Below are 15,479 nucleotides of genomic sequence, written 5' to 3' on the forward strand. Positions count from 1 at the left end.
CATCAATACTCTTAACTAAGAAAAATGAACACTTAAACATTGAGATCTTGCGCCATTTAGCAGTTGTACTTTAACACTAAGCGACTACCCTTGTTTCAATTGATGTGCATCAGCTATATGGGGATATTTGTACTTTTGCTGCAGTTGCTAAGCGCGTAAGATAGCATAAATGAAGATCCTAAGACTAACATTGAGTAAGGTAAACGACATGTCAACCAAATACCTCAAGCGTTTCTTCAAGCCTCGTTCTATCGCAGTGTTTGGTGCCACGGCCGAGTCAAATAACCTTGGAAATATAGTCTTAGGAAACTTGATTGACAGCGGTTTTGCTGGGCCGCTAATGGCCATAGGGGAGGATGGGGATTCTTGTATTGCAGGCGTTAAGTGCTACGACTCTCTAGCATCTTTCCCTGAGGTGCCAGATCTTGCAATTATTTGTGCGCCCGCTCAGCAAGTTGCCTCCTGGGTGCGTAAATTGGGAGCCTATCAAGTTAAGGCGGCTATGATACTCACCTCTGGGTTAGCTTATCTTCCTTCAGCTACGCACAAGAGCGTCAAAGATGAAGTTAAAGATGCTGCGCGCTCTTTTGGTATTCGAATTCTGGGGCCGGATTGTATTGGTTTGTTGGTGCCGGGTTCAAAAATGAACGCAAGTTCATCTCATATCAATATTAAAAAAGGGCGAGTTGCGTATATAGGCAATCGGGGTTGATTGGTGCCGCTATGATTGATTGGGCCAATGGGCAGGAGGTTGGTTTTTCTCACTTTCTGACGCTCGGTGACGGTATAGATGTTGATGTGCCTTCAATCATCGATTATCTAGCAGGCGAGCCTACAACTCACGCCATTTTACTTCAGATGGATCGCGTCATTGGAACATCTCGTAACTTTATTTCGGCATTACGTGCGGCTTCTCGAAACAAGCTGGTATTGGTGTTGAAGTCCGGTGTTATCAACGATGGTCGGATTAAAGTTGACGTGGCGGATGGCTTAAGTAATGCTGATTTGGCATTTGATGCTGCGCTTAAGCGCGCAGGTGTTGTTCGAGTTGAAACGTCAGACCATCTTTTTAATGCGCTTGAAACATTAACCCGTATGAAGCCCATGCGCGGTGAGCGGATTGCTATCGTTGCCAATGGCATGGGGCCTAATGCTCTAGCCAATGATCGTTTGATTCGCAAACAAGGTCAACTGTCTCAGCTTAGTCCCGAGACGGTCAAGCTTCTTGCTGATAAGTTGCCCGGCCATTGGAATGGTATGAACCCTATTGACCTCAATGTCGATGCAACGCCAGCACAGTATGCTGATGCCATTAGTATTTTAAGCAAGGATCCTGAGGTGGATGTTATTTTGACCATCCATGCGCCGACACGATTTGCGCCAAGTGTTGCTACGGCAACTGAGGTGATTAAAGCCGTTCGTAAAACCCCTCGTAATGTTTTAACCTGCTGGATGGGAAGAGAAACCGCGATAGCCGCACGTAATACGTGCAATAGTGCAGGTATTACAACGTTTTTGACGCCGGAGGAAGCGATTGACGCGTTTATGTACATGGTTGAATACCACCGTAATCAAGCCGTCATGCGACAAACGCCAGCACCTTATCAATTAGACAATGCCCCAAATCGCAAGCGAGCCTATGATTTGATTCAGCAAGCCAAAGAGAGTGATCGAGATTATCTAACACATGCTGAAGCCTGCCATTTATTGGATTTGTATGATATTCCCACCGCTAACACACACTATGCAACAGATATCTCGGCCATTGTTGATATTGCCAGTCAATTAGGCGGATCAATTGCGATCAAGGCTTTGCATGAGGGCAATATTTATCCATTTAGTTATGAAAAACATGAGCGGATGCGTTGGCAGGACTTAGCGCTCGATTTGTATTCTATTCCTGAGGTTCGACATTCAGCTACAAAACTAGCCTACCGTGTGAGTGAGCGGTATCGATCTGAGCAGACCTTTGGGTTTGCGATTCAGCAAATGAAACGTGGCTTTCAATCTTTGCAAATAAATTTAGGTATTACGCGGGATGCTGTGTTTGGTCCGTTAATTGTGTTTGGGGTAGGTGGTTATGTTGTGGATAGTATGGCGGATAGAAAAGTCATGCTACCTCCGTTGAATAGCGCTTTAGCCTATCAGTTGGTTAAAGAATCGCGTGCTTATAAAGTGATTGAGGAGAATAGTGACTGGTTAGAGCGCGATATCAAAAATTTATGTGATGTTTTGATAAAATTGAGTCAATTAGCAATAGATCTTCCAGAGATTAAAGCATTGGAGATCAATCCTTTGCTTTTGAATAAGAGAGGTATTTTGGTAATTGATGTATGTGTTTCTCTGGCGGACCCTATGCTGCCAGCAGTTTCGCCCTATCCAGAGCACTTAACCGAGTTCATACAGTTAAAGAAATCAGGTCGGCCTGCAGTATTGCGCGCTATTCGTGGAGAAGATGAGCCTGCGCATCTTGAGTTTTATAAACAGCTATCGCCTGAATCAATACGGCTGCGTTATTTCTATAGCCGAGGTGTACCCACGCATCAAGAGTTAGCGAATTGGACTCAGATTGACTATGATCGTGAAATGGCATTGATTGTTTCTGCGCCAAAACTAGAAGGGGAGGGAGTGGAAACTTTGGGTGTTGTCCGGGCAGTAACCGATGCAGACAATATTAAAGCAGAGTTTTCAGTAGTGGTTCGAGATGATTTGCAGGGTGAGGGACTTGGTGTTGTGTTAATGGAAAAAGTGATAGAGTATTGCAGAGCTAAGGGAACGCTCATGTTGGCTGGGTCAACGTTACCAGCGAATAAAGGGATGCAAGGGTTAGCTCGAAAGCTGGGATTTAAGAATAGCTACAACCCAGAAGAAGATGTGGTTGATATGAAAATGATGCTAAATGAGCCTTCAGAGGATTGGCAGCGCTTAAGGCTACAACAGTAGCCTCAGGTCTTTTACGAGTTTAGGCTTCTGGTGGACAAAAAATCTCGTGGAGGGTGCCGATTAATCGTATGGCTTTATCACCATGCAATGAGTAATAAATTGTCTGCGACTCGCGACGTGTTTTGACTAAGCCGTCTCTGCGAAGTACCGCAAGGTGCTGTGATAGAGCGGATTGGCTAAGATCTAGACAGGCATTTAATTCACTGACCGATAGCTCTTTTCCATCCAGATAGCATAAAATAAGTAGCGGCTGTCATTGCCAAGTGCCTTAAGAAGGCGTGCTGCTTCAGCAGCATTTTGCTTCATGAGCGCTAAGTTGTCAGATCCAGATGCATTGACCTGAGGCTCAGTGGTGTTGACGTTAGAGGCCAATAGAGTGCTCCTGTGACTAAAGTATTATTACGGACGCTGTATTCTATAGAATCAGTCAGTGAAATTGAAAGCTTAGTTTATACTAACTTGGTATGTACTTATTCCTGTAACGTAATTTTTTTTACGCGATCTAGGTGAATTCTTTGAAGATGACAAACTTGGATGTTAAGCGTTATGTCTAAATACAAAGACGAATGGTTATGTTAAAGACCTGGGCAAAAGTGTCCAGCTTTTTGGTACTGTCAGTGCTGCTGGTCTATTGGCAGCTGTCCGCTATTGCCTTCAGTCGTGTCGCCATTGATTTTACACGCTTTCATCAGTTAATGGAAAGTCGGTATGGTGCCTCAAGAGTGGGTGTCTCGCGGGAGTGGGAGCGCATGCTGAACGAGATAGCATCCCTATCCGATCAAGATAAAATTCAGCGTGTGAATCAGTTTTTTCATCGTCACCTTCGCTATCAAACCGATATTCGTCTATGGGGCGTTGAGGATTATTGGGCGAGTCCTCTTGAAACCTTAGGGAAAGGGATGGGAGACTGCGAAGACTACGCCATCGCTAAGTACATTAGTCTACGAAAAGCAGGGATTAGCGATAATAATTTGCGATTAATATATGTTCGAGCACGAACAGGTGGCCCTCGAAGCACTGTGACCGAAGCTCACATGGTTCTTGGTTACTACCCGCATCCCACTGCCGAGCCTTTGATTCTGGATAGTTTGATCTCGACAGTGGAACCCGCCTCAAGGCGTCCCGACTTAACTCCTGTATTCAGCTTTAATAGCGAGGGTTTGTGGGCAGGTAATTCTGCAACACCCGCGGCCAGTTCGACGGCGCGCTTATCAAGATGGAGAAGTGTTCTGGATCGAATTCAACAAGAAGGGGTTAGTTTTTAATGATGTTTTTAACCATCGTGAGGGAGGACACTTTTAATGTCCCTTATTAAGCAGTTATGGATAGCCGTTGTTGTTCTAATGATATTGGCATTCATTAGCAGTTTTTCAATCAGTACCTATACGGCAAAAGCGTATTTTGAAGAGCAGTTAACACTTAAAAATATTGATAATGCCAATTCTCTAGCGCTCACGCTATCCCAGTTAGAGAAGGATCCAGTGACGCTTGAGTTGTTGATAGCGGCTCAATTTGATACTGGCCATTATAACCGTATTGAGTTGATTGATCCTGAAGGCAATAGCTTGCAACGTAAGTTCTATGAGGGAGAAGTGGGTTCACAAATACCCGGTTGGTTTTTGGGCTTGGCACCTTTAAGTATTGAGCCTGGTGTCGCTCAGGTGCAGGATGGTTGGCATCAGTTTGGTACCTTGTATGTCGAGAGTCACACTCGCTATGCCTATGAGGCTTTATGGGCTACAACACGAAACTTATTGTTCTGGTTATCCGCCGTGGCGTTAACCTGCGGGCTGTTAGGAACATTCATTCTAAAAGTGATTACGCGTCCATTGGACGATGTCGTAACCCAAGCTGAAGCCATCGGCGGGCGGCGCTTTATTATGTCGGATGTCCCTAAAACACTTGAGTTTGGTCGAGTGGTAAGGGCTATGAATATTTTATCTAGTCGCATTCGCCAGATGTTAGAAAGTGAAGCTCAGCGATTGGAGGCACTTCGTTACAAATATCAGCACGACCCATTAACGGGGGTTGCCAATCGCGAGTATTTTATTAATTTATTGGATGCTCATTTAGGTGGCGTTGATTCTGATAGTCATCATGCGATGTTTCTCGTGCGTGTTCATCACTTGGCCGATATTAACCAAGCGTTGGGACATAAACATACAGATGAATTATTAAAGCAAGTTGCGTCAGCCCTGCGCGAGTTGACTGAGCAGTATACTGAGCAATACAGTGATGGTTATATCGGGCGTTTAAATGGAAGTGACTTTGCGTTGTTGTTAAGTCAGGCCAGTGATTTGCGCTTAATCTCCGCAGCGTTGGAAACAAAATTATTAGACTTGTCAAATCAGTATGAGACCATACGGATAATGCTTCCTCATGCCGCCTGTTATTTTACCTCGCAGGATAAGCGTGCCACCCTGTTTGTTCATCTTGATAGCATGTTAGCGATTGCAGAGCAGCGTGAGAAAACCTGTGGAGAAGTGTCCGATGTGCGTCAGATAGATGCCTGTTTTCATTCGGCTGATGAGTGGAGACAAGCTTTGTATCAAGCGGTTGGGCATCAGGGTGTTAGAGCTGTGTATTATCCCGTTATGAGCAGTGAGAATAACCTACTTCAAAGTGAGGCTATGATGCGACTTGAGTTGGGTGGCGTTGTAAGAAATGCTGGGTATTTTATACCTTGGGCACGTCGCTTAGGTATGATGCCCACATTAGATTTAGCTATGCTTAATCATGTCTTGTCCGATGAGGGAGTTGAGTTAAAGCACCACTCTATCGCAGTAAACATGTCAGTTGAGACCTTGTGTGATGTGGGTGCAAGACAAAAAGTGATCGAAGTTTTAAATGCCTATCCACAACAAGCTTCGCAGCTGTGGTTAGAGTTTCCTGAACGGTCGGCCATTTTGCACTTAAATGTCTTTAAAGAGTTCTGTGCCATGGCAAGGCAAACTGGGTGTAAGTTAGGTTTAGAGAGAGCAGGGGCTGATTTTGCTAAGATTAAGAGCTTGCAAGAGTTGGGACTAGATTACATCAAAATCGATAGTGCCTTTGTTAGAGATTTAGCGGATGGCGGTTCGAGCGAAGCTTTTTTGCGAGGTTTGTGTACGTTAGGCCATTCAATAGGCCTGCTCTTAATTGCTGATGGTGTTCAGAATCAGGAAGAGGCTAAGCGATTAAAAGAAATTGGGGTCGATGGAATCACGGGACCTGGAGTTGGCTCTCTTTAAATAAGAAAGCCCGCTCCAGTGCCTTGTTTTACTTAACGAATGGTAATCTCAACTCGACGGTTTTGAGCACGTCCAGCGGCCGTCGCATTATCTGCTACAGGACGATTGTAGCTGTAGCCTGCAGTGCTCAATCGGGGACGATTGACGCCTTGACTAACTAAGTAATCTGCTACACTGGACGCGCGTCTTTCCGATAGGCGCTGGTTGTATTGCAGGGAGCCTTGATTATCCGTATGTCCTTCAACGGTTACTCGTGACTCTGGGTATTCATTTAAAATCTTGGCAACTTCATTGAGCGTCGGAATAAAGGTTGGCTGTATAGTTGATTGATCAGTGTTAAACGTAATGTTACCAGGCATTATTAACTGTATAGCATCACCAATACGACGAACATCAACACCACTGCCTTGGAGGTTTTGACGTAATGAAGACTCTTGTTGATCCATAGCGCTTAAGCGTGGAGCGGGTGTTGGAACTTCAATAATTGGACAGGCAGAAGAGGTATCCAATTGAGTGGATTCGTCACCTAGTTCGGCTAATGAAGCAGTTCGTCCCTAACAACGTTGAGTGCGGGTAGCAATTGACCCATGCCTGTATAGGTTCTTGCCATCGCAATGCTTTTGTCATATAGCGCATTCGTATAGGCACGGCTTGCCTGATAGTATTCATTCTCAGAGTCAAGGACGTCTAATAATGTTCTTTGCCCAATATCAAACTGGTTTTTATAGGCATTACGAACGTTATTAGATGATAAGCGATGCTGATTCAACGCAGGGAGTTGCAAATCAAGTTTTTGAACATCGTTATATGCAATCTGAACGGTTTGACGCAAATCGACGCAGGCTTTATCACGTAGGTCTTTTGCAATATTGACCTCTTCGTAGGCTCTGCGCAATGAGGCCTGGTCACGACCACCATTTAGTAAATTGTAACGAAACTCGATAGCAACACGTCCATCTGCTTGATTGTTGCTGTTTCCAACATCGTCAAATGTTTGCATACCATAACGTGCATTTAGGTTAACACGTGGGCGGAAGTTTGCATTTTCAGTCCCTACAGCAGCTTCGGCGGCTGAGATGTTCCGAATCGCAGCATGAAAGTCTGGGTTGCCTTGGTAAGCCAAATTTAATGCTTCAACAACAGATGCAGGGATTTGGCTTGAAGTCATGCCAATAGGAGACATATCGCTAGGCGGTAACTCACCAACAATTCTTAAGAATCGTGCACTGACATCATGTAAGTTAGACATTTCTGTTAACAGGTTTGATTCTGCTAGGGATAAGCGTCCACTGATTTGCTCAAGATCTGCGCGTCTTGCTACGCCTGCGCGAGCACTTTCTTCAATTTGATTAAAGACAGAAATATGCTCTGCCAAATTTTCTTCGGCAAGCTTCACGAGCTCACGGTAGCGCATGACATCTTCGTACGCAACGAGCGCGTTAAGAGCTGTCGACTCAATGGTGCCCATTAGCTCAAAATACCGAACGAGTTGAGCACTACTGAGGCGTTTTACTTCGCTTGAGGTTCTAAAACCATCGTAGAGCATCTGTGTCATTGACAGTTCTGCAGCCCCGCCATCAAAACTGCTGTTTGGGCCGTAATCACGCCACTCATAGCCATAGCTGGCTAAAAAATCCAAGGTGGGACGAAAGCCTGAGCGTGCTATGTCAACATCATATTCGGAGGCTAAAAACGTATGCCAGCTTGCTTGCACTTCAGGGTTGCCTTCAATCGCTCTTTTGGCGATGTCAGCAATAGTGGTTGCGTGTGCTTGGGTTAGAAGACCTGTCGATAATAAGCATAGACCTGCAACTACGCGAGGAAGAAGCTTTTTTTTGTGCTGAGTTATCATATCCATATTTCCATGCATCTGAGCTCTAGAAGGCGTTTCTTTTAGAGACATTTTAGGTTGCCTGCAATTTTACTCAACAATCTTGCTAAGATTACTTAATCATTGCAGCCGTTAATAATCAGTCTAGTCGGGTATCGTGTTAGTTTAAATGAATCGTCTCCTCTTCTGAGTCTTCGGAGAGAAGATCTAATCTATTTGTTTTTTTTCTGAGTGTTTGGCGTCGTAACAGCTTTAACTGAGCCGCTTGAGGAAGCTCTGTGAATTGAATGATTTGCTTTTCAGTGAGTAGATCTATCAAGTCATCAACAACACGGATCAGTTCCGTATCGTTAAACGCAAGTGAACCCGTCTTTGAGTCTTGTGCTGAAAAAGGTAGAAAGCTGATGAGCTCACTAGCGTCATCTTCAATCCACTCATAAAAGTCAGCACTTTTCTCAACGCTTACGGCTATGATTCTTGCTTCGTGATTGCGTTTAACGTACATGCGAACATCCTTTATTCTCGTTAATTAAAGAAGGTCTCTAAGACCCGACTCTAGCGATTAGCATCAAATGCATCCGATCTTTAACCTGAAGTTTTTCATAAATAGAGGTTAAATGGGCTTTGACAGTTCGCTCAGTAATGTTTAATAACTTCGCAACTTCTTTATTAGAGGCTCCTTGCGCAACGGCCTCCGTCACTTGGCGCTCTCTTTGCGTTAAAGCGTCTAAGGGGGACTTCTGACGATTTGTTGGTTCTGATAGTATATTTGATAGTGAACCAATAATACGCGTGAGTAGGGGGGCGGGTAACCACATAGCGCCATTGGTTACCGTTTCCGCAACTTGTTTTAATGTATTAACGTTAGCCAGTGCTTCGACATAGGCTCGTGCACCTGCTTCTAAAGCTTGACGGAGTTCTGGAAGTGTCATGCGCTTAGATAATGCAATCACGGGTATTCCCAGCTGTGTATATCCAGAAATGAGAGATTGCCAATTCTTGATGCCAACCACGATCCAGACAACGTCAGACTGATGAAACTGTGGTTCAAATTGTGTTGTTGAAATAATCTCAGCATCTGGAAATGCCATAGACCAGCGAGAAATTTTTAGATTATCGTCCGTAATAAATGTATTTTTTATATTCATCGTTCTGTCATCGCCTGAGAAGTCGCACGTAACACGGGTTTTAGTAAGTATTCAAGAACAGTTTTTTTGCCTGTCATAATATCGACCTGTGTTGTCATGCCTGGAATGATTAGCAGGTCATCTGCGAAGCCGGAGTTGTGTGTTTGCAATCTTACAAGATAATAAGTGTTATCTTTTTCGTCTGTTATAGTATCGGCACTTATGTGCTGAACTTCAGCTGTTAGGCCGCCAAAAATAGCGAAATCATAGGCCGTGAACTTGATCATGGCTTGCTGCCCTGGTCGAATGAATGCGATATCTTTTGGCTGAATCCTTGCTTCAATAATCAGGGCATCATCTAAGGGGATGATCTCTACAATGTCTCTACCGGGTGTGATAACCCCTCCGACGGTATTCACAAACAAACGTTGTACGGTACCTCGAACGGGTGAGCGAATGTCAGTTTGAGTCACTTTATCAGCGAGTCCTGTTTCTGCCTCAGAGAGTGCTTCAAGTCTGGCTCGGCTTTCTGAGAGTTGGGCACGCCATTTATTGGATGTATTGAGTTGAGCTTCTCGTATTTTATTGCGGGCTTCTTCTATAGCTGCGGAGGCACGGCTGATCGCGGCTTCTGCACGATTAACTTCACCTCTAGCATTCGAGACCTCTCTTTCTAAGCGTATGATGTCTATATCTGACACTGCACCTGATCTGAGCAAGGGGCGAGTGACCTCAAGTTCACGGGAGCTTAATGAAAGGGAGCGGGCGTACTGATCACGTGCCGCACGAGCTTCGCGAAGATCTTGTTGGCGTTGGGCAAGCTGTTGTTCAAAAATACCACTCTGCTCACGGAGCTCCTCTAGGTTTGAAAAGTAAAGACGTCTTTCGAGTGCAACAATTTCAGGAGCTTCGCGCTCTAGTTCCTCAGAGAAAGTCGGTTCAACGCCATCTGTTAGGGCGCGCAAACGAGCAACCTCAGCGCTTAGGGCTAAAAATTGAGCACGGCTTTCTCTAAAGCTGGAAATGAAGCGAGTTGGGTCAATTTTAATCAGTGTTTGGCCTAGTTCAACAATCTCACCCTCGCGCACGAGAATTCCCTCTACAATGCCGCCATCTAACGATTGTATGATTTGCAGTTGTTGAGAGGGAATCACCTTTCCATCTCCACGTGCAACTTCATCTAGGGGGGCAAATGCAGACCAAATGATTAAGAGTAGTAGAGTGCAGGCCATGACATACAAAAGACGTCGACCGCGGACCGGTTCTTGTTGAATATGAGCCCATTCAGCATCAGCGGACCAGTCAGAGTTGTCCGATTGATTTAAAATGCGTCCGAAGAGCTTTTCAATAACGGATATGCCTTTATCACCAACACTTGTTGTAAGAGTGCCCAGCTTTTCAAAACCCTTTTGCTCTGTTGTTTTATACGTTTTAGTATCGGCCATTATGATGCACTCCCGACGCGCCCTTGTCGTAAGGCTTCCATTACATCGTTCTTGGGGCCATCCGCCATAATCATGCCGCCATCAATCACTATAATTCTATCAGCTAGTGCAAGCAGTGATGTTCTATGTGTGATGATGATCATAGTTTTATTTTGACCAAACGTCTGAAGATTTTGTTTTATATACTCTTCGCTTGAGTGGTCTAAGGAGCCTGTGGGCTCATCTAATAGCAGAAGGGGTGGGTTGTTGATAACAGCGCGTGCGATGGCAACAGCTTGGCGCTGGCCACCTGAAAGGAGTTGTCCTTTTTCACCCACAGGCATATCAAACCCGGCAGGGTGAGCATTAATAAAGGGGGCTAAGCCACTAATGTTGGCAGATTGAATAATCTCTTCATCTGTAGCATTTGATGATGAGGTGATTATATTGTCTTTTAATGAGCCAAAGAATAACGCAATATCCTGCGGGACGTATCCGATATCTCGTCTAAGTTCTGCAGGGTCTATTTGTCTAATATCAACTCCGTCAACTAATACGGCTCCGGATTCAGGTTCGTAGAGTCCAAGTATTAATTTTTCTAAGGTACTTTTGCCAGAGCCATTTCTACCTAAAATAGCGACATGCTCACCAGCCTTGATTTTAAAACTAACACGAGATAACGCGAGTCTTTCGTCATCAGGATAGCGAAAACTAACATTCTTAAATTCAATATCGCCTTTTAATCTCGGGCGACTCACCCAGTTTTTCCCTGCAGGCCGCTCTACGGGACGCTCCATTAAATCGTTAAGAGATTGCATAGCTGTTGCGGCGTTGTGATACTGTGATAAAAGACCAGCAGCTTGGCTGATAGGGGCCATTGCTCGAGAAGACAAAAGATAAGCTGCGATAAGGCCGCCTTGAGTAAGTTGGCCGTCAATGATCATATAGACGCCAATAATAATGATGCAAACAGCAACGCTGTGTTGCACCCATTGAGCGCCGCTGGTGATGGAGGAGGCGATCAAGCGCATCTGAGATGTATTGCGTGATAAAAATTGTGTTGTTTTTTCCCATATTGATTGAATTTTGCTTTCACCGCCAAAGCATTTTAAGGTTTCAATATTTGAAATGCTTTCAACCAATGTGGCATTTCGCATTGCACCAGCGCGCATGGAGTCTTCGGAGAGCTTATGCATTTTGCTTTGTGCTGAGAGTGCATATAGGAGAATTAAGGTTGCACCAAAAAGAATGGGTAAAACCAGCGGCCATCCAATAATCGCTATTATAATGGCAAAAAAAGCGACGAAGGGAAGGTCAACGAGTGAAACGACTGTCATGGAGCCGATAAAGCTTCGGATCGATTCAAACGACTGTACATTTGAGGCAAAGGAGCCTGATGATGCAGGGCGATTTACAAGTTTCATGCCCAGTACACGCTCCATAATAGAGGATGATAGTTTGATATCGGCTCGGCTTGCAGCTAAGTCAATAAACCAGCTTCGCATGAGCTTTAAAACTAGATCTGAGCAAAGAACGAGGAATACACCGGCGCTCAACACCCATAATGTATCTGTTGCATGATTGGGTACGACTCTATCGTACACATTCATGATAAATAGCGGCATGGCAATAGCGAAGAGATTAATCATTATTGCAGATAGTATAACGTCACGATAAATCCGGCGATTGTCTTTAATAACACTCCAGAACCAATGACGTTCTTTTAGTTGTTTAATCTCCGGGGCACGCTTATCAAATTGAAGTTCGGGTTTGACATAAATGACATTGCCTGTATAGCCTGATTCCAGTTTTGATATGGGAACGGTTAATGCTTTTGATGAGTTGATCTGTGGGAATATAACTTTAGCTGTTTTTGATTCTTGGTTAATTTCCAATAGTACGCAGGCATTATCCTTTTTGAGAATTAAAATAGCAGGCAGCATTTCAGGTAAGATCGAATGCAGAGCTGTGTTTGAGAAACGAGAGGATAAATCGGCTCGTTTGGCTGATCTAGGGAATACAGAAGGAGTTAGAATGCCCTTTTCAAGGGGTAGGCCAGCAATAGCAGACTCGCGTGAAAGGGCTCTGTCATGATGCTTACAAATAATTAATAAGCAATCTACTAGAATTCCGCCACGATTTTCTGAAGCTGCTGTTGTCGACATAAGGGCCCTTAGTTGTGAATAACATGACTATCGCTTTGGGTAGTATCGATAGTCATGTAAATGACAAATCGTTCTTATTAATCTTAACGCTGGGTTGTAAGTTGCTTGATGTCAAGGGCTTCACAAGCAAAATTATTAGGATCTATATCATCAGCCCTAAGTTCTTCAAGAGTTGGTATGCCCTCACGTACAATGTTTAATGCCGTCAGAAGTTGTCCAGTCAGTGTTAGGGATTCGGCTGCCACGATATTTCTATCCGCGAGTGCATTGACATAGGCACGGCTGGCTTGAAAGAACTCATTCTCTGAGTCAAGCACGTCCAGTAGAGATCGCTGTCCAATATCAAATTGATTTTTGTAAGCTGTACGCACGTTGTCAGAAGAAATTCGATGTTGATTTAAAAATGGAATTTGTTCATCAAGCTTACGTATATTGTTTAACGAAGTTTGAACAGCTTCACGTAAAATAACACAGGAGTTGTCTTTCTGAGACTCCGTTGCTAAGCGTTCATGACCCGCTTTATTGATGTTGGCAATATCGCGCCCACCTTTGTAAATATTAAAGCGAAAATCAAGCGCTGCACGGCTTTCCGACTCTTGGTTGTTCAACCCTTGCGAGTCAAAAGTTCTGGTTGTGTGTCTGGCGTTGAAGCTAAGCTCTGGAAGTAAATATCCTTTTTGGAGTTTTTCATTGGCTTTTGCTGCTTCTAGATTACGAATAGCAGCTTGGAATCCAGGGTTGGCTTGATAGGCTAAGTTGATGGCTTCTCGAGTACTGGTTGGAATTAAACTGTCATTAAGTTGTAAAGTGTTGAGGTTGTCCTCGGGAAGTTTGCCAACAATACGTAAATATCGAGCACTAACATCGTGAAGGTTAGATAGCTCAATGAGCAAGTTTGTTTCTGCGAGCGACAGTCGGCCACTGATCTGTTCTAAATCAGCACGTCGCGCAACGCCAGCTCTAGCGCTTTCTTCAATTTGATTGTAGACAGAAATATGCTCAGCAAGGTTTTCCTCTGCCAATCTGGTGAGTTCTCGAAAGCGAAGCACATCTTCATAGGCTTTTAATGCAGCAAGGGTCGTGTTCTCAATACTGTCAAGCAATTCGAAGTAGCGAACAAGTTGAAAATTACTAAAGCGCTTAACGTCGTTAGACGTGCGTAATCCGTCATACAGCATCTGTGTTAGTGTTATCTGAGCTGAAGCGCCATCGTAGCTGCGTTTGGATTTGTAGTCATTCCATTCGAAGCCGTAGGATGCAAGAAAATCTATGGTTGGGCGGTAACCGCCTCGTGCTCCATCAATATCATATCCAGAAGCAATGAAGTTGTGCCAGTTGGCTTGGATTTCTGGATTGCTTTCAATTGCGTGTTTAACAACATCGGGAAAATGGGTGGATGCTGTTTCAGCTTGACTAAGTGTGCTCGTGGAGTATAAGCATAAACTAGCAATTAGAGCGCATAGAGTGTTACTTTTTCGACTGTTGATCATATTCCCGAAGTCCTTGTTAAGTAGAATAGCCGATCTAGAAAGTTCTGTTTTTTCTTTTTTTTCTGTATTTGGATTTGTTTTATTTTTAAGTAATTAGAATCAAGTACGTTATCATAAAACAGTGTGGAAGAGTGCACAATAGTTGCTATGGATCATTTAATTGTAGCTTTTTTTTGATTTGCGGTTTATTACAGTCGCTGCGCTTAAAAATAAATCATTTGTTTTAATTTATCCGTATTTTGTTCTGTTCTGGGCTTAACTATTCGTGTTGGGAAAGTGTTTTCTTTCTTATCTATTTTTTTGTGTTTCAATAATGTTATGAAGAAAGATGCAGATTGTACATCGGTACAATACCTATTTGTCAGTTAATGATTAGTATGTACATCATATAAATCCTATAGATAAGTGATTGTTATTATCTCTTGTCAAATGCAGTTTTAACCTAAGGTGCTGATTTTATGGAAAACTATGTAGCTATTGTAACCAGTTTGACTGGTGACGTGTGGGCAAGATCGATAGATGGTAGCTTGCGTTTGCTTCAAGTTGGTGATGTATTGCTACCTGGTGAAACATTAGTCACAGCAACGGGATCTGAAGCTGTTCTTGACTTTGGTGGTGAGCAGGTTTCGGTGGGTTCAGAGCAGTCGCTGTTAATGTCAGCGTCTCAGCGCAGTACCGCACCTGATGTTTCTGATGAAAGTGTCGTTGTCGACCCTACGTTGGATGCTATTCTGGCAGCTCTTGATGGTGAAGGTGATTTGCTTGATGAGTTAGAGGCTCCTGCCGCTGGTACAGATGGTGCACCAGATGGAGGCGGTGCTTCTTTTGTTCAGTTAACACGAATTGTTGAAGCTGTTGATCCGCTTTCTTTCCAGTTCGGTATTTCAGGAACTGAGAGTTTTGATGGGTTGATTTTTGATGGTTCAACTGTAAATGATCCAGGTACCTTGACAACGGTTGTCAATAATCCGAACACTGGATCTATTGTTGTGACTGGTGATACAACGAATGTGCCACCCGGAAATACTGTCATAATTGTCATTACAGACAAAAACAATAATACGGTAACAACATCAGCCGTAGTTGAGGAAAATGGTAGTTATACTTCAGAAGAAGTTGATGTCACGGACCTCACGGACGGTCCAATTACCATAGATACCTCTACGACTGATACCGATGGTAATCCTGTAACGGATCAGTCAACAGTAGAGTTAGATATTGTTGAGTCTGAAATCATTGTTGAGACTGAAGTCGACAATACGGGGCCAA

12 protein-coding genes and 1 pseudogene are annotated in these 15,479 nt (G+C 43.9%); 5 read left to right on the forward strand and 8 right to left on the reverse strand.

Annotation, left to right across the window (positions count from 1 at the left end; genetic code table 11):
• Window positions 1-208 precede the first annotated feature (208 nt).
• Complete coding sequence (locus tag D791_RS20810) at window positions 209-712, forward strand: CoA-binding protein (RefSeq protein WP_237748556.1); 504 nt, start codon at window positions 209-211, stop codon at window positions 710-712.
• 11 nt (window positions 713-723) lie between these two features.
• Window positions 724-2,943, forward strand: a complete 2,220-nt coding sequence (locus D791_RS07745) for a bifunctional acetate--CoA ligase family protein/GNAT family N-acetyltransferase (protein WP_237748557.1) — start codon at window positions 724-726, stop codon at window positions 2,941-2,943.
• Between the two features lie 19 nt (window positions 2,944-2,962).
• Here D791_RS07745 and D791_RS19590 read toward each other — a convergent pair.
• Window positions 2,963-3,249: pseudogene (locus D791_RS19590) on the reverse strand (ArsR/SmtB family transcription factor).
• A 266-nt stretch (window positions 3,250-3,515) separates the two neighbouring features.
• Here D791_RS19590 and D791_RS07750 point away from each other — a divergent pair.
• On the forward strand, window positions 3,516-4,208 hold the full coding sequence (locus tag D791_RS07750) for a transglutaminase-like cysteine peptidase (protein ID WP_036509907.1): 693 nt from the start codon (window positions 3,516-3,518) through the stop codon (window positions 4,206-4,208).
• Window positions 4,209-4,244: 36 nt separating this feature from the next.
• On the forward strand, window positions 4,245-6,173 hold the full coding sequence (locus D791_RS07755; protein ID WP_036509849.1) for a bifunctional diguanylate cyclase/phosphodiesterase: 1,929 nt from the start codon (window positions 4,245-4,247) through the stop codon (window positions 6,171-6,173).
• Window positions 6,174-6,205: 32 nt separating this feature from the next.
• Here D791_RS07755 and D791_RS07760 read toward each other — a convergent pair whose 3' ends face one another.
• The 7 genes from D791_RS07760 to D791_RS07790 form a co-directional block, all read right to left on the reverse strand.
• On the reverse strand, window positions 6,206-6,682 hold the full coding sequence (locus tag D791_RS07760; RefSeq protein WP_051514331.1) for a YiaD family glycine zipper/OmpA-like lipoprotein: 477 nt from the start codon (window positions 6,680-6,682) through the stop codon (window positions 6,206-6,208).
• A gap of 26 nt (window positions 6,683-6,708) precedes the next feature.
• On the reverse strand, window positions 6,709-8,025 hold the full coding sequence (locus D791_RS07765; protein ID WP_157682266.1) for a TolC family outer membrane protein: 1,317 nt from the start codon (window positions 8,023-8,025) through the stop codon (window positions 6,709-6,711).
• Between the two features lie 139 nt (window positions 8,026-8,164).
• A complete protein-coding gene (locus D791_RS07770; protein ID WP_036509852.1) occupies window positions 8,165-8,509 on the reverse strand; it encodes a hypothetical protein in 345 nt (114 codons plus the stop codon).
• A 37-nt stretch (window positions 8,510-8,546) separates the two neighbouring features.
• Window positions 8,547-9,152, reverse strand: a complete 606-nt coding sequence (locus D791_RS07775; protein ID WP_051514333.1) for a response regulator transcription factor — start codon at window positions 9,150-9,152, stop codon at window positions 8,547-8,549.
• Window positions 9,149-10,576, reverse strand: a complete 1,428-nt coding sequence (locus D791_RS07780; protein WP_036509855.1) for an HlyD family type I secretion periplasmic adaptor subunit — start codon at window positions 10,574-10,576, stop codon at window positions 9,149-9,151. The genes D791_RS07775 and D791_RS07780 overlap by 4 nt, the downstream gene beginning before the upstream one ends.
• Window positions 10,576-12,720, reverse strand: a complete 2,145-nt coding sequence (locus D791_RS07785) for a type I secretion system permease/ATPase (protein WP_036509858.1) — start codon at window positions 12,718-12,720, stop codon at window positions 10,576-10,578. Before D791_RS07785 ends, D791_RS07780 begins: the two co-directional genes overlap by 1 nt.
• Before the next feature lie 83 nt (window positions 12,721-12,803).
• Window positions 12,804-14,210, reverse strand: coding sequence for a TolC family outer membrane protein (locus D791_RS07790; protein WP_051514334.1), 1,407 nt, complete (start codon window positions 14,208-14,210; stop codon window positions 12,804-12,806).
• A 458-nt stretch (window positions 14,211-14,668) separates the two neighbouring features.
• Between D791_RS07790 and D791_RS07795 the strand changes: the two genes are divergently transcribed.
• Window positions 14,669-15,479, forward strand: an 811-nt coding sequence (locus D791_RS07795) for a retention module-containing protein (protein WP_036509861.1), incomplete at its 3' end; no start/stop codon positions are given.

The organism is Nitrincola nitratireducens, from assembly GCF_000585235.1.
GTDB classification, from domain to species: Bacteria; Pseudomonadota; Gammaproteobacteria; order Pseudomonadales; family Balneatricaceae; genus Nitrincola; species Nitrincola alkalisediminis.

Excerpts from the sequence above, each read along its gene's own strand:
- D791_RS07770 (WP_036509852.1), bottom strand. The coding sequence starts at position 8,509 with ATGTACGTTAAACGCAATCACGAAGCAAGAATCATAGCCGTAAGCGTT.
- D791_RS07765 (WP_157682266.1), bottom strand. The coding sequence starts at position 8,025 with ATGATAACTCAGCACAAAAAAAAGCTTCTTCCTCGCGTAGTTGCAGGT.
- D791_RS07755 (WP_036509849.1), top strand. The coding sequence starts at position 4,245 with ATGTCCCTTATTAAGCAGTTATGGATAGCCGTTGTTGTTCTAATGATA.
- D791_RS20810 (WP_237748556.1), top strand. The coding sequence starts at position 209 with ATGTCAACCAAATACCTCAAGCGTTTCTTCAAGCCTCGTTCTATCGCA.
- D791_RS07775 (WP_051514333.1), bottom strand. The coding sequence starts at position 9,152 with ATGAATATAAAAAATACATTTATTACGGACGATAATCTAAAAATTTCT.
- D791_RS07750 (WP_036509907.1), top strand. The coding sequence starts at position 3,516 with ATGTTAAAGACCTGGGCAAAAGTGTCCAGCTTTTTGGTACTGTCAGTG.
- D791_RS07790 (WP_051514334.1), bottom strand. The coding sequence starts at position 14,210 with ATGATCAACAGTCGAAAAAGTAACACTCTATGCGCTCTAATTGCTAGT.
- D791_RS07785 (WP_036509858.1), bottom strand. The coding sequence starts at position 12,720 with ATGTCGACAACAGCAGCTTCAGAAAATCGTGGCGGAATTCTAGTAGAT.
- D791_RS07745 (WP_237748557.1), top strand. The coding sequence starts at position 724 with ATGATTGATTGGGCCAATGGGCAGGAGGTTGGTTTTTCTCACTTTCTG.
- D791_RS07780 (WP_036509855.1), bottom strand. The coding sequence starts at position 10,576 with ATGGCCGATACTAAAACGTATAAAACAACAGAGCAAAAGGGTTTTGAA.